The 25,655-nt window shown below is 58.3% G+C and carries 24 protein-coding genes; 16 read left to right on the plus strand and 8 right to left on the minus strand.

What is annotated here, in order from left to right; all coding sequences use genetic code 11:
* Positions 1 to 26 precede the first annotated feature (26 nt).
* Positions 27 to 353, plus strand: coding sequence for a DOPA 4,5-dioxygenase family protein (locus tag EYC95_RS03185; RefSeq protein WP_131059069.1), 327 nt, complete (start codon positions 27 to 29; stop codon positions 351 to 353).
* Here EYC95_RS03185 and EYC95_RS03190 read toward each other — a convergent pair whose 3' ends face one another.
* Entirely contained in the window at positions 354 to 755 is a 402-nt protein-coding gene (locus EYC95_RS03190) for a GFA family protein (protein ID WP_131059070.1), read from the minus strand.
* A gap of 423 nt (positions 756 to 1,178) precedes the next feature.
* Between EYC95_RS03190 and EYC95_RS03195 the strand changes: the two genes are divergently transcribed.
* The 13 genes from EYC95_RS03195 to EYC95_RS03255 all read left to right on the plus strand — a co-directional run bounded on the left by EYC95_RS03195 (position 1,179) and on the right by EYC95_RS03255 (position 14,960).
* Positions 1,179 to 2,486, plus strand: coding sequence for a CitMHS family transporter (locus EYC95_RS03195; RefSeq protein WP_131059071.1), 1,308 nt, complete (start codon positions 1,179 to 1,181; stop codon positions 2,484 to 2,486).
* Between the two features lie 85 nt (positions 2,487 to 2,571).
* On the plus strand, positions 2,572 to 3,339 hold the full coding sequence (locus EYC95_RS03200) for a TerC family protein (protein WP_131059072.1): 768 nt from the start codon (positions 2,572 to 2,574) through the stop codon (positions 3,337 to 3,339).
* A gap of 282 nt (positions 3,340 to 3,621) precedes the next feature.
* Positions 3,622 to 4,119 (plus strand): PAAR domain-containing protein, encoded by a 498-nt coding sequence (locus tag EYC95_RS03205; RefSeq protein ID WP_131059073.1) that lies wholly within the window; start codon positions 3,622 to 3,624, stop codon positions 4,117 to 4,119.
* Positions 4,120 to 4,138: 19 nt separating this feature from the next.
* Positions 4,139 to 5,296, plus strand: a complete 1,158-nt coding sequence (locus EYC95_RS03210) for a DUF2515 family protein (RefSeq protein WP_131059074.1) — start codon at positions 4,139 to 4,141, stop codon at positions 5,294 to 5,296.
* Positions 5,296 to 5,925 (plus strand): hypothetical protein, encoded by a 630-nt coding sequence (locus EYC95_RS03215; protein ID WP_165557419.1) that lies wholly within the window; start codon positions 5,296 to 5,298, stop codon positions 5,923 to 5,925. The genes EYC95_RS03210 and EYC95_RS03215 overlap by 1 nt, the downstream gene beginning before the upstream one ends.
* Positions 5,922 to 6,563, plus strand: a complete 642-nt coding sequence (locus EYC95_RS03220; RefSeq protein ID WP_256656900.1) for a hypothetical protein — start codon at positions 5,922 to 5,924, stop codon at positions 6,561 to 6,563. Before EYC95_RS03215 ends, EYC95_RS03220 begins: the two co-directional genes overlap by 4 nt.
* A gap of 285 nt (positions 6,564 to 6,848) precedes the next feature.
* On the plus strand, positions 6,849 to 8,507 hold the full coding sequence (locus EYC95_RS03225) for a Na/Pi cotransporter family protein (RefSeq protein ID WP_131059076.1): 1,659 nt from the start codon (positions 6,849 to 6,851) through the stop codon (positions 8,505 to 8,507).
* Between the two features lie 195 nt (positions 8,508 to 8,702).
* Positions 8,703 to 10,079: a pitrilysin family protein gene (locus EYC95_RS03230; RefSeq protein ID WP_131059077.1), complete on the plus strand. Its 1,377-nt coding sequence runs from the start codon at positions 8,703 to 8,705 to the stop codon at positions 10,077 to 10,079.
* Between the two features lie 285 nt (positions 10,080 to 10,364).
* Positions 10,365 to 11,393, plus strand: a complete 1,029-nt coding sequence (locus EYC95_RS03235) for a DUF5924 family protein (protein ID WP_131059078.1) — start codon at positions 10,365 to 10,367, stop codon at positions 11,391 to 11,393.
* 55 nt (positions 11,394 to 11,448) lie between these two features.
* The gene (locus EYC95_RS03240; RefSeq protein ID WP_131059079.1) at positions 11,449 to 12,597 is read left to right on the plus strand and encodes an ABC transporter permease; all 1,149 of its coding nucleotides are present in this window, start codon (positions 11,449 to 11,451) and stop codon (positions 12,595 to 12,597) included.
* Entirely contained in the window at positions 12,594 to 13,397 is an 804-nt protein-coding gene (locus tag EYC95_RS03245; RefSeq protein ID WP_131059080.1) for an ABC transporter ATP-binding protein, read from the plus strand. Before EYC95_RS03240 ends, EYC95_RS03245 begins: the two co-directional genes overlap by 4 nt.
* 1 nt (position 13,398) lies before the next feature.
* Positions 13,399 to 14,337 (plus strand): MlaD family protein, encoded by a 939-nt coding sequence (locus tag EYC95_RS03250; protein ID WP_131059081.1) that lies wholly within the window; start codon positions 13,399 to 13,401, stop codon positions 14,335 to 14,337.
* On the plus strand, positions 14,334 to 14,960 hold the full coding sequence (locus EYC95_RS03255; protein WP_131059082.1) for an ABC-type transport auxiliary lipoprotein family protein: 627 nt from the start codon (positions 14,334 to 14,336) through the stop codon (positions 14,958 to 14,960). Before EYC95_RS03250 ends, EYC95_RS03255 begins: the two co-directional genes overlap by 4 nt.
* 135 nt (positions 14,961 to 15,095) lie before the next feature.
* Here EYC95_RS03255 and EYC95_RS03265 read toward each other — a convergent pair whose 3' ends face one another.
* The 5 genes from EYC95_RS03265 to EYC95_RS03290 all read right to left on the minus strand — a co-directional run bounded on the left by EYC95_RS03265 (position 15,096) and on the right by EYC95_RS03290 (position 19,553).
* On the minus strand, positions 15,096 to 16,325 hold the full coding sequence (locus EYC95_RS03265) for a nucleoside recognition domain-containing protein (protein ID WP_131059083.1): 1,230 nt from the start codon (positions 16,323 to 16,325) through the stop codon (positions 15,096 to 15,098).
* A gap of 195 nt (positions 16,326 to 16,520) precedes the next feature.
* Entirely contained in the window at positions 16,521 to 17,852 is a 1,332-nt protein-coding gene (gltP, locus tag EYC95_RS03270) for a glutamate/aspartate:proton symporter GltP (protein WP_131059084.1), read from the minus strand.
* Between the two features lie 699 nt (positions 17,853 to 18,551).
* Positions 18,552 to 19,016, minus strand: a complete 465-nt coding sequence (locus EYC95_RS03280; RefSeq protein WP_131059085.1) for an inhibitor of vertebrate lysozyme family protein — start codon at positions 19,014 to 19,016, stop codon at positions 18,552 to 18,554.
* A 2-nt stretch (positions 19,017 to 19,018) separates the two neighbouring features.
* Positions 19,019 to 19,183, minus strand: a complete 165-nt coding sequence (locus tag EYC95_RS03285) for a DUF1328 domain-containing protein (RefSeq protein WP_003177151.1) — start codon at positions 19,181 to 19,183, stop codon at positions 19,019 to 19,021.
* An 82-nt stretch (positions 19,184 to 19,265) separates the two neighbouring features.
* Positions 19,266 to 19,553, minus strand: coding sequence for a hypothetical protein (locus tag EYC95_RS03290; protein WP_131059086.1), 288 nt, complete (start codon positions 19,551 to 19,553; stop codon positions 19,266 to 19,268).
* Positions 19,554 to 19,993: 440 nt separating this feature from the next.
* Between EYC95_RS03290 and algB the strand changes: the two genes are divergently transcribed.
* Positions 19,994 to 21,340, plus strand: coding sequence for a sigma-54-dependent response regulator transcription factor AlgB (algB, locus tag EYC95_RS03295; protein WP_010465602.1), 1,347 nt, complete (start codon positions 19,994 to 19,996; stop codon positions 21,338 to 21,340).
* 7 nt (positions 21,341 to 21,347) lie between these two features.
* On the plus strand, positions 21,348 to 23,135 hold the full coding sequence (locus tag EYC95_RS03300; RefSeq protein WP_131059087.1) for an ATP-binding protein: 1,788 nt from the start codon (positions 21,348 to 21,350) through the stop codon (positions 23,133 to 23,135).
* 14 nt (positions 23,136 to 23,149) lie between these two features.
* Here the strand turns inward: EYC95_RS03300 and EYC95_RS03305 are convergent, their stop codons facing one another.
* The gene (locus tag EYC95_RS03305) at positions 23,150 to 24,763 is read right to left on the minus strand and encodes an EAL domain-containing protein (protein ID WP_131059088.1); all 1,614 of its coding nucleotides are present in this window, start codon (positions 24,761 to 24,763) and stop codon (positions 23,150 to 23,152) included.
* Between the two features lie 75 nt (positions 24,764 to 24,838).
* Positions 24,839 to 25,618, minus strand: coding sequence for an N-acetylmuramoyl-L-alanine amidase (locus EYC95_RS03310; protein WP_131059089.1), 780 nt, complete (start codon positions 25,616 to 25,618; stop codon positions 24,839 to 24,841).
* Between the last annotated feature and the right edge of the window lie 37 nt (positions 25,619 to 25,655).

Below are 25,655 nucleotides of genomic sequence, written 5' to 3' on the forward strand. Positions count from 1 at the left end.
TTCGACTGGGATTTAGAGGGTTTCAGATGCAACAGATCAAGGGCTACCACGCCCATGTCTATTTCGACGCCAGCAGCATTGATCAGGCGCGAGCGCTGTGTGAGCAAGCCGCGCACGTGTTCCCGCTGAAAATGGGCCGCGTGCACGAACGCCCGGTGGGTCCGCACCCGGACTGGAGTTGCCAGTTGGCGTTCGGGCCGGAGCTGATCGGTGACGTGCTGCCGTGGCTGGCGCTCAACCGCAAGGGTTTGGTGGTGTTCCTGCACCCGGTCACCGGCGACGATTTGCTGGACCACACCGAGCACGCGATCTGGATGGGCGCGATCCGGCCGCTGGACCTGTCTATTTTTTGATCAGAGGTTTTCTTCGGCTTCACCCGGCAAGTGCTCGTCCAGGTGCAGCCAGGGTAAACGGTTGTCGGTCCAGATATGCCGCTCGGCCGGGGCCTGCTCCGGGTGATCGAGGGTGGCGATGGTCACGTCGATGCTCTCGGGGCTGAGATGCGTCGTCAGCGCCAGTTGCGCCCCACAGTTCGAGCAGAAATAGCGCACGCAGGTTGTCGAAGAATCGTACTGCGCCGGTTTCCCTTTCAGCCATTTGAAGGCTGACGTGGGCACGGTGATCCAGGTCGTCACGATCCCGCCGCTGACCCGTCGGCAGATTGAGCAATGGCAGTGCGCGATGTCATGCAATGGACCGCTGAATTGATAGCGCAGATTTCCGCAGTGGCAACCGCCTGTGTGAAAGTCGCTCATGACCTTTCCTCCTGATGCGTATTTAGCGACGCCATCGCCGGCAAGCCGGTCTCGCTCCCACACTGGATATACGTCGTACACAAATCACCTGTGGGAGCGAGCTTGCTCGCGATGGCCTCAACTCGGTTTAACACCCTGCCCTAGTCCGACGACCGGTCACACATCCAGTCAATGCTTTCACCAGCGAAAGCTGGCTGAAAGCTTCCCCGATTAGGATCGCCCCACTACCGGCAACAGACCGGTCGGCCAATGCCAGTGTTTTATCGCTCGCACAGCCCATTTAACAACAACAATGGTGATTCTGATGTCCTCTATTACCCGCCGCTTCGCTGCAACTCCGCCCGTACGCCTCGTGCTTCCCGTTCTGCGCTGACCGCACCCGGTTCGCCCATTCCCTAGCCGCGCTACGCCTGGAGTATTCCCATGCTGACTTTCCTTGGCTTCGCCATGGTCATCACGTTCATGTTCTTAATCATGACCAAGCGCCTGTCTGCGCTGATCGCCCTGATCATCATTCCAATCGTCTTTGCCCTGTTCGGTGGTTTTGCGCCGAAGATCGGCCCGATGATGCTCGAAGGCATCACCAAGCTGGCGCCGACCGGCGTGATGCTGATGTTCGCCATTCTGTATTTCGCCCTGATGATCGATTCCGGCCTGTTTGACCCGGCCGTGCGCAAGATCCTCAAACTGGTCAAGGGCGACCCGTTGAAAGTTTCGGTCGGCACCGCCGTACTGGCGCTCGTCGTTTCCCTTGATGGTGACGGCGCGACCACTTATATGATCTGCGTGGCCGCCATGCTGCCGCTTTACAGCCGCATCGGCATGAGCCCGCGGATTATGGCCGGCCTGATCATCCTCGCCGGTGGCGTGATGAACATGACCCCGTGGGGCGGCCCGACTGCCCGTGCGGCCAGTGCACTGCACGTGGACCCGTCGGACATCTTCGTACCAATGATTCCAGCGATGGCGGCCGGCGTGGTGGCAATCCTGTTGATTGCTTACTTCTACGGCAAACGTGAACGTGCGCGTCTGGGGGAGCTGCACTTGGTGGGCGATGAAGTCGACCACAGCGAAATCAGCGTTTCGCAGTTCCCGGATGCCCGTCGTCCGAAGCTCATTTGGTTCAACGGCGCCCTGACCCTGGGCCTGATGTGCACTCTGATTGCCGGTCTGTTGCCACTGCCGGTGTTGTTCATGGTGGCGTTCAGTATTGCCATGATCGTCAACTATCCTTGCCTGCAACAGCAGAAGGACCGCGTTGCGGCTCACGCCGGTAGCGTGCTGGCGGTGGTCGGTCTGATCTTTGCCGCGGGCATTTTCACCGGTATCCTGACGGGCACCGGCATGGTCGATGCGATGTCGAAAAGCCTGCTGGCGGTGATCCCTGATTTCCTCGGTCCGTACCTGGCCGTAATCACTGCGCTGGTGAGCATGCCGTTCACGTTCTTCATGTCGAACGATGCATTTTATTACGGCGTGTTACCAGTACTTGCCGAAGCAGCCAGTCATTACGGTATAACCGCGGTTGAAATGGCACGTGCCTCGATCGTCGGTCAGCCCGTCCACTTGCTGAGCCCGCTGGTACCATCGACTTACTTGTTGGTGGCCCTGGCCGGTATCGATTTCGGTGACCATCAGCGCTTTACCCTGAAATGGGCAGTGCTGGTGTGCATGTGCATACTGGTTGCAGCATTGCTGATGGGGATTTTTCCGCTGTTCAGCACTCTATAAGCCCAAGACTCACCACAACGGGTCCAGGCTTCGCTGTTCGAAGCCTGGGCCTTTTGTGGTTTAACACATCCTCAAAGGAATACACATGGAATGGCTGACCAACCCTGAAATCTGGGTTGCCTTCTTTACCCTGACCGCCCTGGAAATCGTCCTGGGTATCGATAACATCATCATGATTTCGATCCTGGTCAGCCGCATGCCCAAGCACATGCAGCAGCGCACCCGGATCTTCGGCCTGGCGCTGGCCATGGTCACGCGGATCCTGTTGTTGCTGTCGATCACCTGGGTCATGCGCCTCACCGCCGACCTGTTCGAAATGTTCGGCCAGGGTATTTCCGGGCGAGACCTGATCCTGTTCTTCGGTGGTCTGTTCCTGCTGTGGAAGAGCTCGCAAGAGATGTACCACGCGCTGGAAGGCGAGGATGAGACCCACGAGGAACCGACCGCCAAGGGTGGCAGCTTCCTGTACACCATCATCCAGATTGCGATTATCGACATCGTGTTCTCCCTGGATTCGGTAATCACCGCCGTGGGTATGGTTTCTCATGTGCCGGTCATGGTCGCTGCGATCATCGTCGCCGTACTGGTGATGATGCTGGCGGCTGGCACCATCAGCGAATTCATCGACAAGCACCCGTCGCTGAAAATGCTGGCGCTGTCGTTCCTGTTGCTGGTCGGTACCGTGTTGATTGCCGAGTCCTTCGAAGTGCATTTGCCAAAAGGCTACGTCTACTTCGCCATGGCGTTCTCGCTGGCGGTGGAAGCGATCAACATCAAGATGCGCACCGCGATTGCGAAAAAACGCAAACAGCAAGATCCGGTGAAACTGCGCAAGGACATTCCGGGGCAGTAACCCGAACCTGTGCACTTGGCTGGTGTCAGCCAGTGCACAAAACCTGTGGGAGCGAGCCTGCTCGCGATTGCGGCCTGTCAGTCAACATCAGTGTTGAATGTGACGGCCTCATCGCGAGCAGGCTTGCTCCCACATTTTTTTGCTCAGTGGTTACCCAGGCGGATCGAGGTTATCCAGCACTCGATTGCGAATTCTTCGCGAAGGTTTGTTCAAAGGTTGACGCACCGAGCTCTGGTGGTTAGCGTCCCTCGCTCGCTTCAAACGACATGACAAGGAATGCATATGTCAGGAAAACCGGCTGCACGCCTCACGGACCCCACCACCTGTCCCCTCCCCGGCCACGGCACCAACCCGATTGCCAGCGGTTCTCCCGATGTGTTTTTCAACGGCCTTGCGGCCGCTCGGGTCAGCGACAAATGCACCTGCGGCCAAGCCCTGAACGGTGGATTCTCTTCAACCGTGTTCATCAACGGCCTGAACGCCATGACGCTCGATAGCACCACCAGTCATGGCGGCGTGGTGATCGGCGGCTCCGGCAACGTCATCATCGGCAGCTCTCATACCCCCACGCCGTTCATTCCGCCCCTGCCGATCATTGGTCAGCCCTTGGTCGAGTTCAAAGTCGTCAGCGCCGGCAATGGCGAGCCGATTGCCCAACATGACTACGAAATCGAAACCGCCGAAGGCCGCATCGTCAAAGGTCAGACCAACGCCGAGGGCATGACCCAAAGCGTCGCCACCCTACAGCCCGACCTCGCCGTAGTCCGCTGGACTGTCTGACGCCTCAAGGAAGAATGAAATGACTGGACAATGCATGGCCCCAGACGACCTGGACATGAAGAAACTCTGGGACAGCACCTGCGAACTCCCCGCCTGCAAGCGCGAAACCACCAAGGGCGGCCCCAACCCGAAAACCCGCGTCGAAGTGCCATTGCTGACCTGTAACTGCCTGTGGCGCAGGTTTCAGAAAGAAGCCGAAGAGTGGGTCGCACCGGGCGGCGTGTTGATTGCCGACCCGCAAGCTCGTAACCGCAAAATCAACGCGGCCTATGCACAGTTGTGGCTGGCGGATAACCGATTTCAGTGGGCGGGTTTGGCGGCGTTTGCTTCTAAGCAGGTGGGGTGTGGGTTGTTGCATGCCGCTACTTTAGAGCAACGAATTGAAGCCGAAAAAAAGGCCTATCGGACTCTCAAAGATAGCCAGCCCAAGGATCTGTATGAACATATGGTGGTCAACAAATGGCGTTCGGACCCTGAACTTTGGAACAAATGGAACCAGGCAAAGCAGCAGAATTCGGTCCCACTTACGAGTGATCCACTCTCTGGCGATGCGATTGCATTGCTCCAGGAAGAATTGAAATACGTTCACCAAATGCTGGCTCTTGGAAACACTGCTCTGTTCTTGGATGTTTACCCACTGCACCGTTTTTTTATGGTGCGTGGATTTAAAGAAATGGAGAAGTGTTTACCTGACCGCAGCAGCCTGCGTAGTGAAGTGCTCTGGCCTATTGCGGAAAAAGTCGACTTTGGTACTGCCCGTCTGGATATTTCCGAAACATTCGCCTCTATTGATAAGGGCGATGTTAGCGGCAGCGTCAGAGCGATGGCTCGGCATGAACAGTTAAATATCCTTCAACCTGCAATGTATGACGTAGAACATTTCGCACTATTAATGCGAGGTACTCAAGCGGGTGACGTGGTGTCGGTTGTTACTGGCTTATTTTCAGGGCTGCCGGAGGAAATACAGTTAACTCTAGCAAGTCAGTGTAAAGCTCCAGATGGTCGAAAAGTTGCTTTTAGCCGTAACCCCATCGCGGATTTAGCGGACAAGGATCAGCGAATGGAGTTCGTATTACGAGCGGCAACACAATTTGACACCTTGTTAAAAAACCCAACCGCCCATGCTCAACTAAAGGCATCGATCTCGGAAATTGCTAGCGGCGGAGGAGTAAATTGATGCGTAAGCTGGTTTGGAGCCTTCTGGCTCTGATATCTATATTTCTGATTATTTATATCGTTCGCGATTTGATAGCCGTAGATACAATTTCCGTTCGTGTAGGAAAGCCTTATGAAGATGTAGTACGAGACTCTACATTTCCGGTCAAAGCTAAAACCGCAATATATCCAAGTGAACCACCAGAAATAGACTCAACTTGGATTAGCAGTCCAGTTGTAGTCCAATTTGATGACCCGCAGCACGGCTTCACCTTACCGCCCACGAAGTTTGGTGCTGTAGGTTACAAAGAAGAGAAAGTATCGACCCTTACTACTTCTCCGATGTTGGAGGCTCTACCCTACGATCAGTTGGCTCCCTTAATCATCCAGTTGCAGGAGATGTTAAAAAATTCTGGATGGGTACCGCGGGATAATGAAAGCCACGCTTGGTTAAGGTTAAGTAACGAGGTCGATAGAAATGCTTTGCAGAACCTGTTGTTCGACCAAGTCGTCGTTGTGATGCTTCTGGTGCCGCACAAATATGGTCTTGCGCTTAACGTAAAATGCTATGCACGCTGTAATGAGCGCGACCCGAAAACGGCGAAATATCTAATCGACGTTAGCGTGGGTTCGGATTACTACAGCGAATGAAGAGTCGCTTCAAGACTTACTACAAGTGGTGGAAAGGGACGGTGTTTGCGGCGCTGTTCATATGCCTAAGCTCTTTTCACTTTCCGGTTGATAGGTTGATCCTTCATATCGGTAAGCCGTACGTAGAGGTCGTCAAAGACTCTACTTTTCCCATCGAACGCCAAATCGCCGTTTATCCAAGCGAACCGCCTGAAGTTGACTCCACTTGGATAAGCAGTCCGGTCGTCATTACTTTTGATGATCCTGAGCATGGCTTTACCTTGCCGGAAACCATCTATGGGGCTGTGGGTTACAGCAAGGGAAAAGTGGATGGCATCACTACATCTCCGATGGTGGAGACGCTACCTTTCGACCAGACAGCAAAACTGCTGAGCGACCTGCAATCCATGTTCAAAAAGACCGGTTGGACGCCTGAGCCGGTTGAAGGAAACGACTGGATAAAAGTATCGAGTGGCGAAGAGAAACGACAATTACAAGCCAAGCTGTTTGGTCAGGCTGACGGAGTAGTTCTCCTGATTCCGAACAAATACAGTCTGTTACTACACATCAAATGCTACGCCCGTTGTGATGAGCGAGACGCCGAAACAGCCAGGTATCTGATCGACATCGGGCTGAGCAGGGATCATTTCAGCGATTGAACGCTCCCCCGATTTTTGGGCTGCTGCGCAGCCCAGCGGGAGCAAGCTCCCTCGCCACAGGGATAGCGCTCATGGATTTTTTCAACAGAGTGGCTGAGACCTTCGGGTCTCTTCTTCATTTCTGCATGAACCTGTTTTCATGACAGTTTTGTTTCAATCACTTCTTTAGCTATGCGATGCTGGCGCCCAGACCGTTAGCCAACTACAGCTTAAGTACAGAACGTAGAACGTCGCGCGGCACCGTCAATTTGCCCCTTTGGGGCGCTACCACCACAGGGGGCCTGCATGCTCACCCTGCTCAATTTGTTATCTGCCGTGGCCTTGTTGATCTGGGGCACGCACATCGTCCGAACCGGCATCCTGCGGGTCTACGGTTCCAATCTGCGCCATGTGATCGGCCAGAACATGTCCAAACGCTGGCTCGCGTTCATCTCGGGGATCGTCGTCACCGCGATGGTCCAGAGCAGCAACGCCACCGCCATGCTTGTCACCTCTTTCGTCGGTCAGGGCCTGATGGCGCTGACTCCCGCTCTCGCGACCATGCTCGGCGCGGATGTCGGGACCGCGCTGATGGCGCGGGTGCTGACGCTCGATTTGTCTTGGCTGTCGCCGCTGCTGATCTTTCTCGGGGTGATTTTCTTCCTGTCCCGCAAGCAGACCCGACTGGGCCAGATGGGCCGCGTCAGCATCGGCCTTGGGCTGATCATTCTGGCGCTGCAGCTGATCGTCGAATCCGCCGCGCCGATTACCCAGGCGCAGGGCGTGAAGGTGATTTTCGCCTCACTGACCGGCGACATCCTGCTCGATGCTCTGGTTGGCGCGTTGTTCGCGATGATTTCCTACTCCAGCCTGGCCGCCGTCCTGCTGACCGCGACCCTGGCTGGCGCTGGCGTGATCAGTCTGCCGGTGGCCATCGGCCTGGTGATCGGTGCCAACATCGGCAGCGGCGTCCTCGCTTTCCTCAGCACCAGCATGCAAAACGCCGCCGGGCGCCAGGTGGCGCTCGGCAGCCTGCTGTACAAGCTGATCGGCCTGTTGCTGATCATTCCGGTGCTGGACCCGTTGGTGCACTGGATCGACAGCCTCGACTTCAGTCCTCAGGAAATGGTCATCGGCTTCCACCTGCTCTACAACACCGCGCGCTGCCTGGTCCTGTTGCCGAGCATCGGCCCGATGGCCAGGCTCTGCGCGTGGCTGCTGCCGGAGCGGCCGGAGCTTAACGGCATGGCGAAACCCCGGCACCTTGACCCGACAGCGCTGGTGACACCCAGCCTGGCGCTGGCCAACGCTGCTCGGGAAACGCTACGCATGGGCGACCTGATCGACAATATGCTCGAAGCGATGCTCGACGTGCTGCGCGGGAATCAATCCGCCATCACCCAGGAAATGCGCAAACTGACGGATGATGTCGAAGCGCTCTACAGCGCGATCAAGCTCTATCTGGCGCAAATGCCCCGGGAAGACTTGAGCGATCAAGACAGTCGGCGTTGGGCGGAAATCATCGAGCTGGCGATCAATCTCAAACTCGCCAGCGACCTGATCGAACGCATGCTGCGCAAGGTGCAGCAGCAGAAAACCTCGCAGCGCCGGTCATTTTCAGAGGTTGGCCTGGAAGAGTTGGCCGGGTTGCACAGCCAGTTGATCTCCAACCTGCGTCTCGGGTTGTCGGTATTTCTCAGTGCCGACAAGGAAAGTGCCCGCCAGTTACTGCGTGAGAAACGTCGCTTTCGCGCACAGGAACGCCGCCTGGCCCATGCTCACGTCAGCCGGTTGCAACGTAAGATCGTGCAGAGTATCGAGACCAGTTCACTGCACCTGGAGCTGATCGCCGACATAAAGCGCTTGAATTCGCTGTTCTGCAGCAGCGCTTATGTGGTGCTGGAAACGTCGGACACTGGTGCCTTGGCGGTTGACGATTTGGCTGACATCACGCATTCGCCTTGAACGTCTGGCGGTGTGGTCAGTCAGTAACATGTACTCAGCCTCAACGCCGTCTTCGCGAGCAAGCCCGCTCCCACAGGTGATCTGAGTCGGACACTGTTTCCAAGTGCACCAAAGATCCACTGTGGGAGCGGGCTTGCTCGCGAAGGCGGCATGACTGACGACACGGATCTCCGATTGGTTGCCTGGAAGCTTGCTATGCGTTGTCTGCTGTTCGCCTGTCTGTTGCTTGGTTCATTTCCTTCGTTTGCCCTGGATCGCTTTCAGGTCGAGGGTTATACGCTGCCCAACGGCCTGCAATTGCTGCTCAAACCCGGCACGGAGCGCGGGCATGTGGCGATTCGTCTGGTGGTCGGCGTGGGTCTGGATGATTTCAGCTGCGCCGACAAGGAGCTGCCGCATTTGCTTGAGCATTTATTGTTCAGCGGCATCGATGCCACCGGCGAAGGTGGCCTGGAAGAGAGGATGCAGGCCTTGGGCGGTGAGTGGAACGCCTACACCAGCAATGCCGACACCACGTTCGTCATCGAAGCCCCGGCGAAAAACCAGCGCAAGGTGCTCGACCTGCTGCTGGCGTTGCTGACGCAGACCCGAATCGACGACAACGCCATTAACGCGGCCAAACAAGTGGTCGAGCGCGAAGACGGCGGCCATTACTCTCATTTGCAGCGTTGGCTGGATCGTCAGGACCTGGGCCACACGGCGAGCAATCAGCTGGCGGTGGAACTGGGCCTCAAATGCCCCGAGCGGGCCGAGGTCGATCACCTGACCCGCGAGCAACTGGAGACAGTGCGCAAGGCCTGGTACGCGCCCAACAACATGACGCTGATCGTGGTCGGCGAGCTCGACAAGCTGTTGCCAGCGTATCTGGAACGCTCGTATGGCGCACTTGAAGCCGTCGACCCCAGCGATCACCTGTCCTTGCCGGAAATCCAGGCCAGTGCCGCCCATGAGCGCACGTTGAGTCACGGATTCGTCGGCGGTGGTGCCAAGTTGCACTGGCTGGTGCCGGAACCGGTGCTGCAGGATCAGCACGACGAAACCTTCGACCTGCTCAAGGACTATCTGGACTGGGCGCTCTATCGCCAATTGCGCCTGTCCCACAGTTTGTCCTACGGTCCCTCGGCCGAGCGCGAGGTGTTTGGCGGGGTCGGTTTCATAAGCCTGAACGCAGACCTCGAGCGCGACGACATGCCTGAGGCCGAACAGGTGTTGGAGGATTTGAGGGCCGGCTTGCTCAAGGATGGTCTCAACGCAGACACCTTCAACCGTCTCAAACAGGCCGCCATCGCCCGCCAGGCGTGGGCCGTGCAAGGCAACAGCGCGCTGGCCGATTACTACTGGAGCGCGCTTGGGGACTACCAGGACGGGCGCTTCGCCGACCCGGCGAAGGAACTGCAAGGCGTGACGCTGGCGGAAGCGAACAAAGCCATGCGCGAGTTGCTCATGCAGCCGGGGTATCTGCGGATCGAGAAGCCGGTCATGAGTTATGACCAGTTGATGTGGGCGATGGCCGGGGTGTTTGGCCTGATGGTCCTTGGAGTTTTAGCTTGGCGAGTCCATCGCAGCAGATAACCGATCCCTGTGGCTAAGACGCTTTGTGGTGAGGGAGCTTTTGTGGCGAGGGGATTTATCCCCGTTCGGCTGCGAAGCAGTCGCAAAACTGGCGAATGCGGTATGTCTGATTAACTTAATCGCGGGATAGGGGCCGCTTCGCAGCCCAACGGGGATAAATCCCCTCGCCACAGTAGATTTCCAATCCGGGTTTTGTGTTCGACAAAGTGACCGGCACCCTCGCCACGCCTGCGCCCGGGCGGTACTCTGTCGAGGATTTTTCCCACGACTATTGCGAACCGCCGAATGCCTACTCTGACCCTGTACGTGCAGCGCATCCTGGAATTGATCAAGCGCTATCCCGGGGTCATTGCGCTTGGTGGTTTTGTCTCCGGGGTCGGCAGCTTCATTCTGGTGGATCGCCAACAGGGCCTGGCGACCTGGATCACCATCATCATGGTGCTCAGCTGGATCTGGCTGATGCTGGAAAACAGCCTTACCAAGCTCTTTACCCGAATCTTCAAACGCGAAATTCCCCAGCCGTTGCTGCGCTACGCCACGCAGATGATTCACCAGGAAAGCCTGTTCTTCGTCCTGCCGTTCTTTTTCATCACCACCACCTGGAACAGCGGCCAGTTATTTTTCACCGGGCTGCTGGGCATCGCCGCGCTGATTTCCATCACTGATCCGCTCTACTACAAATGGCTGGCACCGCGGCGCTGGGCGTTCCTGGCGTTGCACACGCTGACCTTGTTCGCGGCGCTGCTGACCGCCCTGCCCGTCATCCTGCACCTGAGCACCTCCCAGAGCTTCAAACTGGCGCTGGGTACGGCCGTTGTCCTGTCGTTCCCGAGCCTGGCGTCCATCTTCCCGATCCGCACGGTGCGCAACGCGTTGGCAATTCTGAGTATCACGGTCGGCATCGGCGGCGTGGGTTGGGTGCTGCGTTCGTGGGTGCCGCCGGCAACCCTGTGGATGACCGATGTGGCGATCAGCACTCAGATGCAGGACCGCACACCCGGCAACAGCCTGGAAGAAGTCAGCGTCGAGCAGATCCGTGGCGACGGCTTGTACGCCTACACGGCGATCAACGCTCCGCGCGGTCTCGATGAGCGGATTTATCACGTCTGGCAGTTCAACGGCAAAGAGGTCGATCGCATCCCGCTGGACATCCACGGCGGGCGCAAGGAGGGCTACCGCGCCTGGACCCACAAGCGGAATTTCCCGGGCAATCCTGCGGGTAAATGGCAGGTCCGGGTGTTGACTGAAGACGGCCAGTTGATCGGTGTGTTGCGCTTCAAAATCATGGACAGCACACCGATCAAAGAAAAGTAATCCGGTTCGTGCTATTACGTAGATCTGCGTAAATAGCCGAACAAGCACGGAGCTTATGACCAGCAGCACAATGGCCGGCAATGCCCAGCTAGACGCCTCTCACTCACCCGCACAACTGCGGGTCACGGGTGACTGGACGCTCGCCCATTACGCCGATCTCAAGAACCTGAGCGAAAAGCTCCGCGGCCAATACGACGACAGCACGCACATTGACCTCAATGGCCTCGGTGCGCTCGACACCGCCGGTGCTTCGCTGCTGGTTGAGTTGCTCGGGTCCGAGCGTTTGGGCCGATCCGCCGAACATCCCGATTGCACACTGTCCCCGCCCGACCGCGCCTTGTTGCAGACGGTTTATTGCTCGCTCAGTGACTTCTGCGTGCCGATCAAGGAACCGGAAATCAGCGTCGGCATTCAGCTGCTGACCCGCATTGGTCGCGCAGTCGACACCGTCTGGCAGGACACCCTGCAACTGCTGGGCTTTGTCGGTCTGATCCTCGAAACCATCGCGCGCGGGCTGTTTCGCCCCAAGCGCTGGCGCATCACGCCAATGGTTGCGCACATCGAACAGACCGGCCTCGACGCCGCGCCCATCGTTGCCCTGCTGACCTTTCTGGTCGGCGCCGTGGTGGCGTTTCTCGGGGCGACGGTGTTGGCGAGTTTCGGCGCGAGTATTTTTACCGTGGACCTGGTGGCGTTCTCCTTTCTGCGCGAATTCGGCGTGTTGTTGACTGCAATCCTCATGGCCGGGCGCACCGCCAGTGCGTTCACCGCGCAGATCGGCTCGATGAAGGCCAACGAAGAAATTGACGCCATCCGCACGTTGGGCCTCGACCCGATGGAGTTGCTGGTGGTGCCGCGGGTATTGGCGTTGCTGGTGGCGCTGCCGATGCTGACCTTTCTGGCGATGCTCTCGGGCATTATCGGCGGTGGCGTGGTGTGCGCGGTGTCGCTGGATATTTCGCCCGCTATGTTCCTGTCGCTGCTGCAAACCGATATTGGCGTTCAGCACTTTCTGGTGGGGATCGTCAAAGCGCCGATATTCGCCTTCCTGATCGCTGCGATCGGTTGCCTTGAAGGCTTCAAGGTCAGTGGCAGCGCCGAATCCGTTGGCGCGCACACCACGTCGAGCGTGGTGCAGTCGATTTTCGTGGTGATCGTGCTCGACGCCGTGGCCGCGCTGTTTTTCATGGAGATGGGCTGGTGAGTCGTCTACCCCGAGCGCCTTCCGAGGCGGTGATCGAAGTCCGCGGGCTGTGCAATCGCTTCGGTAGCCAGAGCGTGCACGAGAACCTCGATCTGGATTTGTACAAAGGTGAAATCCTCGCCGTGGTGGGCGGTTCCGGCAGCGGTAAATCGGTGTTGCTGCGCAGCATCGTCGGCTTGCGCCAGCCCAGCGAAGGGATGGTGAAGGTTTTCGGCAAGAACCTGCCGACCCTGTCCGAACACGAGCGCTCGATGGTCGAGCGGCGTTTCGGCGTGCTGTTCCAGAAGGGCGCCCTGTTCTCTTCGCTGACCGTGACCGAGAACGTCGCCCTGCCCCTGATCGAACACGCGGGCCTGAGCCGTGAAGACGCCGAGCACCTGGCGGCGGTGAAACTGGCGTTGGCCGGGCTGCCGCTGTCGGCGGCGGACAAATACCCGGCTTCGCTGTCGGGCGGCATGATCAAACGTGCGGCGCTGGCCCGGGCCTTGGCGCTGGACCCGGACATTCTGTTTCTCGACGAACCCACTGCCGGCCTCGATCCGATTGGTGCCGCGGCTTTTGATCAATTGATCCTGACGCTGCGCGATGCCTTGGGCCTGAGTGTGTTTCTGGTGACCCACGACCTCGACACGCTCTACACCATCACCGACCGGGTGGCGGTGCTGGCGCAGAAAAAAGTGCTGGTGGCGGATGCCATTGACAAGGTTTCGGAAACCGACGATGCGTGGATTCACGAATACTTCCATGGCCCTCGCGGCCGCGCGGCGCTGACGGCCGCTAAACAGTTGAACGAGGTCTGACATGGAAACCCGAGCCCATCATGTATTGATCGGCCTGTTCACCGTGATTGTGGTGGCAGGCGCCCTGCTCTTCGGTCTATGGCTGGCCAAGTCCAGCGTCGACACCGAGTTCAAGGATTATGAAGTCGTTTTCAACGAGGCGGTCAGCGGCTTGTCCAAGGGCAGCGCTGTGCAATACAGCGGGATCAAGGTCGGCGACGTGGTGACGTTGCGCCTGGACCCGAAAGACCCGCGCCGGGTGTTGGCGCGAATTCGCCTGGGCGGCGATACACCGATCAAGGAAGACACCCGAGCCATATTGGCACTGACCGGGATCACTGGCACTTCGATCATCCAGCTCAGCGGCGGTACGCCGCAAAGTCCGAACCTCAAGGGCAAGGACGGCCATCTGCCGGTGATTATCGCGTCGCCCTCGCCCATCGCCCGACTGCTGAACGACAGCGGCGACCTGATGGCTGGCGTGAACACGCTGATGCATAACGCCAACCTGATGTTTTCCACGGAGAACGTCGAGCGCATCAGCAAGACGCTGGAACATCTGGAACAAACCACCGGCACCATCGCCGACCAGCGCGGCGATATTCGTCAGGCAATGCAGCAACTGGCGTCGGTCGGCAAGCAGGCTGGCGCCATGCTGGAGCAAACGTCGGCGTTGATGCGCAACGCCAACGGCCTGCTCAACGATCAGGGCAAGCAGATGTTCGGCAGCGCCGAGCAGGCGATGAAATCGCTGGAGCAAAGCAGCGCGACCATCAACACGTTGATCACGACCAATCAGGATTCTCTGAACAGCGGCATGCAGGGCCTCAATGGCCTGGCGCCGGCGGTGCGTGAACTGCGCGACACCCTGACGTCGTTGCGGGCCATCTCCCAACGCCTGGAAGCCAACCCCAGCGGTTATTTGCTGGGCAATGACAAGAACAAGGAGTTCACGCCATGAAGCTTGCGCCCCTCGCCCTCCTCGCCAGCTTCACGTTAGTCAGTGCCTGCTCGATCTTGCCCAAGTCCGAGCCGTCCGATGTCTATCGCTTGCCGTCGGCCCAGAGCAACGTCTCGGCCAGCCCCGGCGGGCCGCAACGCTGGTCGCTGCGCCTGAACAAACCTCAGGCCAGCGAAGCGTTGAACAGCCCGAAAATTGCGGTGATCCCGCAAGGTGATTTGATCAGCAGCTACACCGCCTCGCGCTGGAGCGATCCGGCACCGGTGTTGCTGCGTAATCGATTGCTTGATGGTTTTCAGCGGGACGGTCGGGTGCCGTTGCTGAGTACGGATGACAGCAACTTCCAGGCAGACCTGGAATTGGGCGGGAGTCTGCAGGCGTTCCAGACTGAATACCAAGGCACCGCGGCGAGCGTGGTCGTGCGGCTGGATGCGTTGCTGGTGCGCGGGTATGACCAGCGAATCCTCGCCGGCCGACGCTTTGAAGTGCGTCAGCCATTGAACGATGTGAAGGTGCCGGCGGTGGTGGCCGGGTTTGGCCAGGCCAGTGATCAGTTGACGGTGCAGGTGGTGCGTTGGGCGGTTGAGCAAGGGCAGAAAGTCGCTCCGCCTCCCCACCCTTAAAGCCAACACAACCCCAATGTGGGAGCGGGCTTGCTCGCGAAAGCGGTGTGTCATTCAACAGTGATGTCGACTGACACACCGCATTCGCGAGCAAGCCCGCTCCCACAGGGTTTTTCTCCACAGTGGTTTTTGTGGTTAACCGAAGAACCAGTAGCAGACGCCGATGGCGCCTAGAACGCCGGCAAGCTCCGCCAGCAACGCACACCCCACCGCATGCCGTGCCCGCTGAATGCCCACCGCACCGAAGTACACCGCCAGTACATAGAACGTCGTTTCAGTACTGCCCTGAATCGTCGCCGCCACCAGCGCCGGGAAGCTGTCCACCCCGGAGGTCTTCATGGTCTCGATCAACATCGCCCGCGCGGCGCTGCCGGAGAATGGTTTGACCATCGCTGTCGGCAAAGCATCGACGAAGCGCGTGTCCCAACCGGCCCATTCCACCAGATGCCGAATCCCGTCGAGACCAAAATCCAGCGCCCCGGACGCCCGCAATACGCCGACGGCACAAAGCATCGCCACCAGATACGGCAGCAGGTTCTTGGCCACGTCGAAGCCTTCCTTGGCACCTTCGACGAACGCTTCGTAGACCTTCACTTTGCGCAATGCCCCGATCACCAGAAACAGCATGATCAACCCGAACAGCGTCAGGTTGCCGAGGATCGATGACAACCCGGCCAGAGCGGTCGCCGAGAGCGTCGCCAGCAGCGCCATGAAGCCACCGAGAGCCAGGGCACCGGGAATCAGATACGCGAGCACCACCGGGTCCCACAGCCGCAGACGCTGCATGAACGCCACCGACAGCAGGCCGACCAGTGTCGAGCAGCTTGTTGCCAGCAGGATGGGCAGAAACACCAGCGTCGGATCGGGCGCACCTTGCTGGGCGCGGTACATGAAGATCGTCACCGGCAGCAGGGTCAGGGAGGAGGCGTTGAGCACCAGGAACAGGATCTGCGCGTTGCTGGCGATAGTGTCGCTGGGGTTGAGCTCTTGCAGCGACTTCATGGCTTTAAGGCCGATCGGCGTGGCGGCATTGTCCAGGCCCAGGCCATTGGCGGCAAAGTTCAGCGTGATCAGGCCGATGGCCGGGTGACCGGCCGGCACTTCCGGCATCAGGCGCAGGAACAAGGGGCCCAGCGCCCTGGCCAGCCATTCGACGATCCCGGCCTTCTCGGCGATTCGCAGAAAGCCCAGCCAGAGGGTCAGGGTACCGAACAGCAGGACCATGACCTCGACCGATAACTTGGCCATGGCGAAAATGCTTTCCACCATCGCCGCGAAGATTCCGGCATTACCGCCGATCAGCCATTGCGCCAGCGCCGAAACGGCCGCCACGATGAAGAAGCCAAGCCACAGGCCATTGAGCATCAGTTAAATCCCCCGAAGAATGCCGCGAATGATAGCGGGGTAGCCAGAAACGACAAACCCCGGATTTCTCCGGGGTTTGTATTAACGCTATCTATCTGTAGGAGCGAGGCTTGTCCGCGAACGGGACACTGCGTGTATCTAATCAACCGCGTTATCGTTCTTCGCGGGCAAGCCTCGCTCCTACAGGGACCTGCGTCAGTTGCTGGAAATCTCGCCAGCCGGCAGTTTTTCCTTGCTGCGCCAGTGCGGCAACGAGTTCCAGTAACGCTGGCCCTTGGCATCGTCGTACATGCCTTCCCAACGGGAGATGACCAGCACGGCCAAGGCATTGCCGATCACGTTCAACGCGGTACGCGCCATGTCCATGATGCGGTCGACACCGGCGATGAACGCCAGGCCTTCGAGCGGAATACCCACGCTGCCGAGAGTGGCCAGCAACACCACGAAGGACACGCCCGGTACGCCGGCGATGCCTTTGGACGTCACCATCAGGGTCAGCACCAGCAGCAATTGCTGGCTGATCGACAGGTCGATGCCGTAGAGCTGGGCAATGAAGATCGCCGCGATGCTCTGGTACAGGGTCGAACCGTCGAGGTTGAATGAGTAACCGGTCGGCACCACGAAACTGCAAATGGCTTTCGGCGCGCCGTAGGCTTCCATCTTCTCGATCACGCGCGGCAGCACGGTTTCGGAGCTGGCGGTGGAGTAAGCCAGCACCAGCTCATCCTTGAAGATGCGCATCAGCTTGATCACCGAGAAGCCGAACAGCCTGGCGATCAGGCCCAGCACCACGAAGGCGAAGAAGGCGATGGCGACGTAAACCAGGATCACCAGTTTGGCCAGCGGTACCAGGGACGCGAAACCAAAGTTGGCCACAGTCACTGCGATCAGTGCGAAAACGCCGATCGGGGCGTAGTTCATGATCATGTGGGTGACTTTGAACATGCTTTCCGACACGCCCTGGAACATCTTCACCAGCGGATCGCGCAGGTCCGATTGCAGGCTCGACAAGCCGAGACCGAACAACACGGAGAAGAAGATGATCGGCAGCATCTCGCCGCGGGCCATGGCCGCGAAGATGTTCGACGGGATCAGGTTGAGGATGGTTTCGATGAACGCGTGTTCATGCTGAACCTCGGCAGCCGTCGCCTGGTACTTGGAAATATCCACGGTACCCAAGGTGCTCATGTCGATGCCGGTGCCCGGATGGAACACGTTGGCCAGCACCAGACCGACCACGATGGCGATGGTGGTGACGATCTCGAAGTAAATGATGGTCTTGAGGCCGATACGCCCGAGTTTCTTCGCATCGCCTACGCCCGCGATGCCGACGATCAGCGAGGAGATGACGATCGGAATCACGATCATCTTGATCAGACGGATAAAGATATCGCCTGCCGGTTGCAGGACGTTGCTGATCCACCAGGCTTTTTCGGCACTGAAATGGTTGAGCAGTGCACCGATTGCTATCCCCAGAACCAGACCGATGAGGATCTGCCAGGCGAGGCTGAGCTTTGCCTTCTTCATATCTTTACCCTTACTTGCGTTTGACTCAGGCGAATGCAAGAACTGGAACGCTCGTGGCGAAAAAGTCTGTGCATCTGCCCCCGTATAAGGTGCCCCGGAGCGCTTTATTACGGCTCTCTGGCAGGCGAAAAAAGGCGCAACTATTCCGATGCAAGGAAGCAACGTCTAATGCCGTAAACGCCTACCCTATGCCGAATCGGCATGAGCTTTTTTAATTGAAACTCGCGTCCCAACCGGTTCGAATACGACATTTCGGCAGGCATAAGTGCCGTGAACCGGCCATTTCAGAGGAGGTTGGTTGTTTTTTAAACAGTTGAATTCATGGCGAAATTTACGAAAAAGCCTACGTTTGGCAGCGAAAACTCATACGCCGAATGTCGAAGGTTTCTCGATATACGGTCGTAAAGAAACACCGCGAAACGGTTTTGCGGGGAATATGCAACACAGAGGGGAATGAGCGCAGTGCTCTAGATCAACGTTTTGCACGTTGAAGCTCTCCGCAAGTCCGTCGAGCCCCTCGGGGCTGGCGAACCTGCGTCGCAGCTTTATACCTGACCTGGCCCTTGCGCAGACACTCCATGTGCCCGTAGGTCACTCCGCCCCTGAAACAGGCAGAACGTCCCGACCCCTTGGTCATGCGCCTGCCTTCCTCGGGTGGCGCACTGGAAAGGAGCATGCTGCTCCTCTCGTGTTACAAACTCAGTACCAGTTCGGATCTTTCTTGAGTTGCTCCATCAACAGGTCCTGCATGCCCTGATCAGGCTTGCCGAGGAAGCGGTAATCGGCATGTCGCGTTGGCGACTTGTCGGCCGGCAGTCCTGCAGGCACCTCGACCAGCATCGCATAGGCATCCTTTTTGTCGAAGCTGAAGGCCACGATCAGGCGCTTGTTCAGGCACGTCGGTTGCGTTTCGCAAAGCGGCCCGACCAAGTACTTGTCGCCATCCTCTTCAACAGCATTCATTTGCTCGGCATCGCCGGACAGGTTCATCACCCATTCCGGCAGTCGCTCTTCCTTTTTAACGACTTTAGTCCAGGTTTCACGGTACTGCGGGTCCGAATTCAGCAATTCGCTGGCCCGCGTCTGGCCATCATTGGCCGCCATCGCCATGGCACTGCCGCCCAGAAACAGGGCGGCTGCCAGAGTCTTTAACAAAACGCTCATATTCAGCCTCGACCGCGACGGCCAAAGAAGAACGAAGCAATGAACATCACCAGGAACACGACAAAGAGAATCTTGGCGATACCCGTGGCGGTGCCCGCGATACCACCGAAGCCCAGCACTGCGGCGATGATGGCAATGATCAAGAATGTGATTGCCCAGCTCAACATGGTGATTCTCCTTACGCTTCTATATTAGAGATGTAGCTTGTGGTGCTTTTCCCGGCGCATCGAGCGCGCCAAGTTCGTTTGCTCAGAACACCCAACGTTCCTGACGAGGCATTTCATCCACTGGCTGAGCCTGGTCGACGTCCATCATTCGCATCGGGGCGAGATCAGCCTGGTGGCTGCTGACGGCGCTGAAGTGGGTCTGGGTTGCGCGTTGAATCGATACGTGCGGCGCCTCGGGTTGCTGGCTCTGTTCCCACAGAAGGAACCGCTGGCCGGCGATCAGCGTGATCAACAGCGCCAGAATGCCAAACAGTCCTTGTTGAATATGCAAAGGCGAGATGCGCAATGGGGCGACACGTTGGCGATTCATCCTGAAACTCCTCCCACTCTGGTGGTGATCCTGTTAGTGGGCGTCGATTCAAAATGGCCCTGATTACCCAGACTATTGCAGCCTGCATGCCAGCTTTTCAATAGAAAAAAACTGTTATAAATCAATAAGTTAGTTTTAGCTCAGAAATCACGGCGGACGCATCCTGCACGATGGACCGCGCAAGGTCGTGCGTATTGCACGATCAATTCCCGGGGACTTTGATTATTTTTGAATTGAGAGGAGGGCGTAGGTGTCAGAAAAGGACGTGGGAAGTCGCCGTAAAACTATTCTTCTGGTAAAAAACCAAAGAAATCAGCCCATTAGCTAATGGATGAGTAGACAGCTACCCTGCCATGGCTGGAAAGGATCAGAATCAACCATGCAACTTGCCCGATTTTTCCGGGACTAACCAAGATCATTCATTAAAGGAGCGCAGGAACATGGAATCAGCCACTGAGCATCAAGGCCGCATTCTGCTGGTGGATGACGAATCCGCTATTCTGCGAACCTTCCGCTATTGCCTCGAAGATGAAGGCTATAGCGTGGCCACCGCGAACAGCGCGGCGCAGGCCGATGCTTTGCTGCAACGGCAGGTGTTCGATCTGTGTTTCCTCGATCTGCGTCTGGGTGAAGACAATGGTCTGGATGTTCTGGCTCAGATGCGCATCCAGGCGCCATGGATGCGGGTGGTGATCGTCACCGCTCACTCGGCCGTGGACACCGCCGTGGATGCGATTCAGGCCGGTGCTGCCGACTACCTCGTCAAACCTTGCAGCCCCGACCAGTTGCGACTGGCCACCGCCAAGCAGCTGGAAGTGCGGCAGCTCTCGGCCCGCCTGGAAGCACTTGAAGGCGAAGTGCGTAAACCCAAGGACGGTCTGGATTCCCATAGCCCGGCCATGAAAGTGGTACTCGAAACCGCACGCCAGGTCGCCAGCACCGACGCCAACATTCTGATCCTTGGCGAGTCCGGCACCGGTAAAGGTGAACTGTCACAAGCCATTCACGGCTGGAGCAAGCGCCAGAAGAAATCGTGCGTCACCATCAACTGCCCGTCGCTGACGGCGGAATTGATGGAAAGTGAACTCTTCGGCCACAGCCGAGGCGCGTTCACCGGTGCCAGCGAAAGTACCTTGGGGCGAGTCAATCAGGCCGATGGCGGCACGTTGTTTCTTGACGAGATCGGCGATTTTCCTCTGACGTTGCAACCCAAGTTGCTGCGTTTCATCCAGGACAAGGAATACGAGCGTGTGGGCGATCCAGTGACCCGGCGCGCCGATGTGCGAATTCTCGCGGCGACTAACCTGAACCTCGAAGACATGGTGCGCGACGGTCGTTTCCGAGAAGACCTGCTCTATCGCTTGAACGTCATCACTCTGCACTTGCCGCCACTGCGCGAACGCCGGGAAGACATCCTGAACCTGGCCGACCGTTTCCTCGCTCGCTTCGTCAAGGAGTACGCGCGCCCTGCCCGTGGCTTTAGCGATGAGGCCCGTGAAGCGTTGCTGGGTTACCGCTGGCCCGGCAACATTCGCGAACTGCGTAACGTGGTGGAGCGGGCGAGCATTATCTGTCCCCAGGAACGGGTCGAGATCAGCCACTTGGGCATGGCCGAGACTCCGACCAACAACGCGCCGCGTATTGGTGCGGCGTTGAGTCTGGATGAGTTGGAGAAAGCCCACATCGGTGCCGTCCTCGCCACCGCCGACACGCTGGACCAGGCGGCCAAGACTCTCGGCATCGATGCCTCGACCCTCTACCGCAAACGCAAGCAGTACAACTTGTGAGCCTGCGATGAAACTGGCGATGAAGCTGCGGACTCGGCTGTTCCTGAGTATTTCGGCGCTGATCACCGTGGCGCTGCTCGGGCTCTTGCTCGGGCTGGTCAGCGTGATGCAGATGGCCGGCACCCAGGAAGTCCAGGTTCGTAACAACTTCGTCACGCTGGACCTGGGGTTGAAATTGCGTCAGACCCTGGGCGATCAGCTCATGATCATGATCAACGACAAGCCTGATCCCGCGGCATTCGAGGCTGCCAGGAAGCACTACCTCGAGTTGCTCGAAGAAGGCATCACCCTTCAGCAATCCGGCAACGGCAGCTACGGTTTCATACAGTCGAAGGCTGACTACCTCGACTTTCTTCAGGTCTACGATCAGACACAAGCGCCGACGCCTGCGTTGAGCGGCAATGAGGCGCTGACGGAAAAATTCAATATTTTGCGCAACGGTCTGGTCACTGAACAAAAGCGCGCACTGGATAACATCAACGATACCGAGCGTAAGGCCCGTGAACGCGCGTTGTTGATTGCCGGTCTGCTCGGGTTGGTGGGGTTGGCGGTGCTGATCATCGGTTTCGTGACTGCTCACGCGATCGCCCGGCGGTTTGGCGCTCCGATCGAAGCGTTGGTCCAGGCCGCCGACAACATCGGCCAGGGCAATTTCGAAGTGACCCTGCCGGTTTCCTCCGCCGAGGAAATGAACCAACTGACCAAGCGCTTCGGCATCATGGCGCAGGCGCTGCGTGAGCACCAGGCGATGAATATCGACGAGCTGCTCGCCGGTCAGCAACGTTTGCAGGCGGTACTCGACAGCATCGACGATGGGTTGTTGATGATCGACCGCGAAGGCCATTTGGAGCACCTCAATCCAGTGGCCCAGCGGCAGTTGGGTTGGGACTCCGATCGTCTCGGCCAAGGGCTGGGCACAGCGCTCGATCGTCCCGAACTCGATGAGCAACTGCAACTGGTACTGCGCGGCGGGACCCTGGAGCGGGCGCCGGAAGACCTGAGCGTTGAGGTCGATGGTGAATCGAGGTTACTGACTTACAGCCTGACCCCGGTCAGCCACACACAGGGCCATATCCTCGGCGCCGTGATGGTGTTGCATGACGTCACCGAACAGCGTGCCTTCGAGAGGGTGCGCAGCGAGTTTGTCTTGCGCGCCTCCCATGAGTTGCGCACACCGGTGACGGGGATGCACATGGCCTTCGGCCTGTTTCGCGAGCGGGCGAAATTTCCTGAGGACTCCCGCGAAGCCGACTTGCTGGACACCGTGAACGAAGAAATGCAGCGCTTGATGCAGTTGATCAACGACCTGCTGAATTTCTCTCGCTACCAGAACGGATTGCAGAAGCTCACGCTGGCGCCGTGTTCAATCGAAGATCTACTGGGTGAGGCTCAGGCGCGTTTTGCCGGGGCTGCGGCGCAGAAGGGCATCGAGATGCGGGTGGAAGTGCAGGGCCCGTTACCCAGATTGCAGGCTGACCAAGCGCAATTGGACCGGGTGCTCGATAACTTGATCGATAACGCTTTGCGCCATACCGCCCAGGATGGACTGATACGTCTGCAGGCGCGACGCCATGGGGAGCGGGTGATTATCAGCGTCGAAGACAACGGCGAAGGCATTGCCTATGGTCAACAGGGGAGGATCTTCGAACCCTTTGTTCAGGTTGGTCGCAAGAAGGGCGGTGCCGGGCTTGGTTTGGCGTTGTGCAAGGAAATCGTGCAGTTGCATGGCGGGCGGATGGGCGTTTATTCGCGGCCGGGGCAGGGTACGCAGTTCTACATGGCGCTGGCGGTTTAACCCCGGCAGTCTCCTCAGGCTTCATCATCCAGGCGTCGATTGCTCAGTCGGCGACCACGGGTAATCAGTTCGATGAACTGCACGGCGCTCAGTGCATGAGCAAACAGCCAGCCCTGACCGTACTTCACTCCTTCGCTGCTCAGAAATGCCGCTTGGGCTTCATGTTCGATGCCCTCGGCAATCACCCTGAGTTGCAGGGCCTGGGCCATGTGAATGATGTGTGGTGCCACGCCGCTGCTGGCGGCGTCATGGCCCAGCGCATCAATGAACGCCTTGTCGATTTTCAGGCAGTCCACCGGCAGGGTTTGCAGGTAGGCGAGGCTGCAATAGCCCGTGCCGAAATCATCGATCAACACCTGATGCCCGACATCGCGCAAGGCTTGCAGGTTTTCCCTGGCCACCACCACATCGATCAAGCCACGCTCAGTCACCTCAAAGGCAATCTGCTTCGCCGCGACCCGGTGCAAGGTCAGCAGGCGTGCCATCACCTGGCCGATACGCGGCACCATGACGTCGCAAGCTGCAAGGTTGACGGAGATGTACAACTGCGGATTGGCGCGTAGCAGTTGCCCTAGTTGTTCGAGAAGTCGCTGTAATACGAAGTCGGTCATCTGGCGGATCTGGCCGGTGTTCTCGGCCATCGGAATGAACAGGTCGGGGCTGGTCAGCGTGCCGTCCGGCCTTCGCCAGCGCAGCAAGGCTTCGGCCCCGACACAGTTGCGGCTGTCGAGATCGAAGATCGGTTGATACAGCACCTGTAATTCGCCTCGCCGTATGGCGCCGTTCAGTTCGGCGTCCAGTGACTGACGCTGGCGCACCAGCAGAAACACCATGAAACCGACTAAAACACCCAGCGCCAGACTGGCCGGCAGCAGCCACCACCACACTCCTGGCACATGCATGCCCGTGCGCGGGGTGATCAGCACTAATTGGTATTCGGGATTGTTGGTGGGCATACGGTAAATCAAGCGGGTTTGTGTCACTTGCAAGGCGTCGCGGCTTGTCAGGGGCAAGGACTCTTTGGGTGGCCAGGCCTGTGGGACACCCAGCACAGGAATCGCGCGGGTGCCATTATCGAGTACCACCAGCAGGCTGCTTTCCGGCGACAGATCGACCATGTCGGTCAAATGGCCGCGAGAGGTTGCGACCCGAAAATTGCCGCGTCCCAGCATCAGCGCCGCACGGTTTTCATCGGGTTCGGTGGTAGTGTTCAGCCAGAAACTGTAGGTGGGGCCCTTGATGTCCGGGGGGCGAATCATCGACAGCCCTCCCTGGCGAGGGCGATTTGAACAGATCCGCGATGCATCCATGTAAGTGGCTTCATAAACGAATCGGTAGTTGAAGCTGACCTGTTGCAAGGTCGCGATCATTTCATCATCGCAGCCTCGCAGCGGCTGGGCTTCCAGATCGTCGAGGCTTTCGCGTAGCTGCCCGAACAGCTGCTCCAGCCGGGCGAGGAAGCGCTCGCCCTGGGCGTTCATTTCCTGACTTTCCCTCTGCTCGACTTGATTCATCGCTAAAAACAGGCTGGCAGCCATCAATAGCGTTGCGCTCAAGGCAGCAGCCAGCATCGCCAAAAACCAGGGGCGATAAAACCAGCTACGGAGCGTCTCTCGAGCTACAGCCATTATGGATATCCGAAGAATTACCAATGAGTTATAGCTGCTGATTGAGAAAAAGCCCTTACCGTCGGGCGGGCGTCATTATTTTGTCTGATTCAAGACTTGCAGGAGCGCCGCAGTCTGAGCGTCCGGTGTGCCGTCGAATCGGGAGGGGCGAAAATGCATCTGGAAGGCCGCCAGTACGTGACGCGTGGCCACATCTAGCTCGCCCGTTTGTGGTGTGGCATAACCCAGGCGAGCCAGCTGTCCCTGATACCAACTGATGCTCGGCAGTTCTGTTACGAACCGGGCTTGTTGGCGTACGACGGCCTGCTCGTTTGGCCAGACGCCGAGGCCTTCGGCGGCCAGGCGCTTCCAGGGGAACAGCGGGCCGGGATCGAGCTTGCGCAGCGGCGCGATGTCGCTATGGCCGATGATGGAGTGAGGATTGATGTTGTAACGCTTGCTGATGTCCTTAAGTAGAAAGATCAACGACTGAACCTGATCTTCACTGTAGGGGTACCAGAGTCGGCCGGTCGGCGTGTCTTTGAAGCCAGGATTGACGATCTCGATGCCGATGGAGCTCGAATTCAGCCACGTCCGGCCTTGCCATTCGCTTTCGCCTGCATGCCAGGCGCGAAGATTTTCACCCATCAGCTTATAGATGGTGGCGCCCTTGTCGTCACCGATCAGGTAGTGGCTGCTGACTTCGCCGTGGGTCAGCAATTGCAGCGAGCTTTCGAGCGAGGCGGAGGTGTAATGCACCACCACGAACTGAATACGACTGTCGTGATTGGCTGAAGGGTGGCTGGTGTCGATCCGGGGACCGCTGGCACAGCCTGCCAGCAGAAGCAGCGACACGATAAGGGCAAGACATTTCATGGCTAGAAGGAATACACGCAAGACAGTAATGCAACAG

The sequence above is a fragment of the Pseudomonas sp. BGI-2 genome (assembly GCF_004310295.1).
In the GTDB taxonomy this organism is placed as follows: domain Bacteria; phylum Pseudomonadota; class Gammaproteobacteria; order Pseudomonadales; family Pseudomonadaceae; genus Aquipseudomonas.

Coding starts and splice junctions, on each gene's coding strand:
- EYC95_RS03200 (WP_131059072.1), top strand. CDS start 2,572: ATGGAATGGCTGACCAACCCTGAAATCTGGGTTGCCTTCTTTACCCTG.
- EYC95_RS03225 (WP_131059076.1), top strand. CDS start 6,849: ATGCTCACCCTGCTCAATTTGTTATCTGCCGTGGCCTTGTTGATCTGG.
- EYC95_RS03210 (WP_131059074.1), top strand. CDS start 4,139: ATGACTGGACAATGCATGGCCCCAGACGACCTGGACATGAAGAAACTC.
- EYC95_RS03235 (WP_131059078.1), top strand. CDS start 10,365: ATGCCTACTCTGACCCTGTACGTGCAGCGCATCCTGGAATTGATCAAG.
- EYC95_RS03205 (WP_131059073.1), top strand. CDS start 3,622: ATGTCAGGAAAACCGGCTGCACGCCTCACGGACCCCACCACCTGTCCC.
- EYC95_RS03305 (WP_131059088.1), bottom strand. CDS start 24,763: ATGGCTGTAGCTCGAGAGACGCTCCGTAGCTGGTTTTATCGCCCCTGG.
- EYC95_RS03290 (WP_131059086.1), bottom strand. CDS start 19,553: ATGAATCGCCAACGTGTCGCCCCATTGCGCATCTCGCCTTTGCATATT.
- EYC95_RS03280 (WP_131059085.1), bottom strand. CDS start 19,016: ATGAGCGTTTTGTTAAAGACTCTGGCAGCCGCCCTGTTTCTGGGCGGC.
- EYC95_RS03255 (WP_131059082.1), top strand. CDS start 14,334: ATGAAGCTTGCGCCCCTCGCCCTCCTCGCCAGCTTCACGTTAGTCAGT.
- EYC95_RS03310 (WP_131059089.1), bottom strand. CDS start 25,618: ATGAAATGTCTTGCCCTTATCGTGTCGCTGCTTCTGCTGGCAGGCTGT.
- EYC95_RS03185 (WP_131059069.1), top strand. CDS start 27: ATGCAACAGATCAAGGGCTACCACGCCCATGTCTATTTCGACGCCAGC.
- EYC95_RS03220 (WP_256656900.1), top strand. CDS start 5,922: ATGAAGAGTCGCTTCAAGACTTACTACAAGTGGTGGAAAGGGACGGTG.
- EYC95_RS03265 (WP_131059083.1), bottom strand. CDS start 16,325: ATGCTCAATGGCCTGTGGCTTGGCTTCTTCATCGTGGCGGCCGTTTCG.
- EYC95_RS03240 (WP_131059079.1), top strand. CDS start 11,449: ATGACCAGCAGCACAATGGCCGGCAATGCCCAGCTAGACGCCTCTCAC.
- EYC95_RS03285 (WP_003177151.1), bottom strand. CDS start 19,183: ATGTTGAGCTGGGCAATCACATTCTTGATCATTGCCATCATCGCCGCA.
- EYC95_RS03195 (WP_131059071.1), top strand. CDS start 1,179: ATGCTGACTTTCCTTGGCTTCGCCATGGTCATCACGTTCATGTTCTTA.
- EYC95_RS03250 (WP_131059081.1), top strand. CDS start 13,399: ATGGAAACCCGAGCCCATCATGTATTGATCGGCCTGTTCACCGTGATT.
- EYC95_RS03300 (WP_131059087.1), top strand. CDS start 21,348: ATGAAACTGGCGATGAAGCTGCGGACTCGGCTGTTCCTGAGTATTTCG.
- EYC95_RS03190 (WP_131059070.1), bottom strand. CDS start 755: ATGAGCGACTTTCACACAGGCGGTTGCCACTGCGGAAATCTGCGCTAT.
- EYC95_RS03230 (WP_131059077.1), top strand. CDS start 8,703: ATGCGTTGTCTGCTGTTCGCCTGTCTGTTGCTTGGTTCATTTCCTTCG.
- algB (WP_010465602.1), top strand. CDS start 19,994: ATGGAATCAGCCACTGAGCATCAAGGCCGCATTCTGCTGGTGGATGAC.
- gltP (WP_131059084.1), bottom strand. CDS start 17,852: ATGAAGAAGGCAAAGCTCAGCCTCGCCTGGCAGATCCTCATCGGTCTG.
- EYC95_RS03215 (WP_165557419.1), top strand. CDS start 5,296: ATGCGTAAGCTGGTTTGGAGCCTTCTGGCTCTGATATCTATATTTCTG.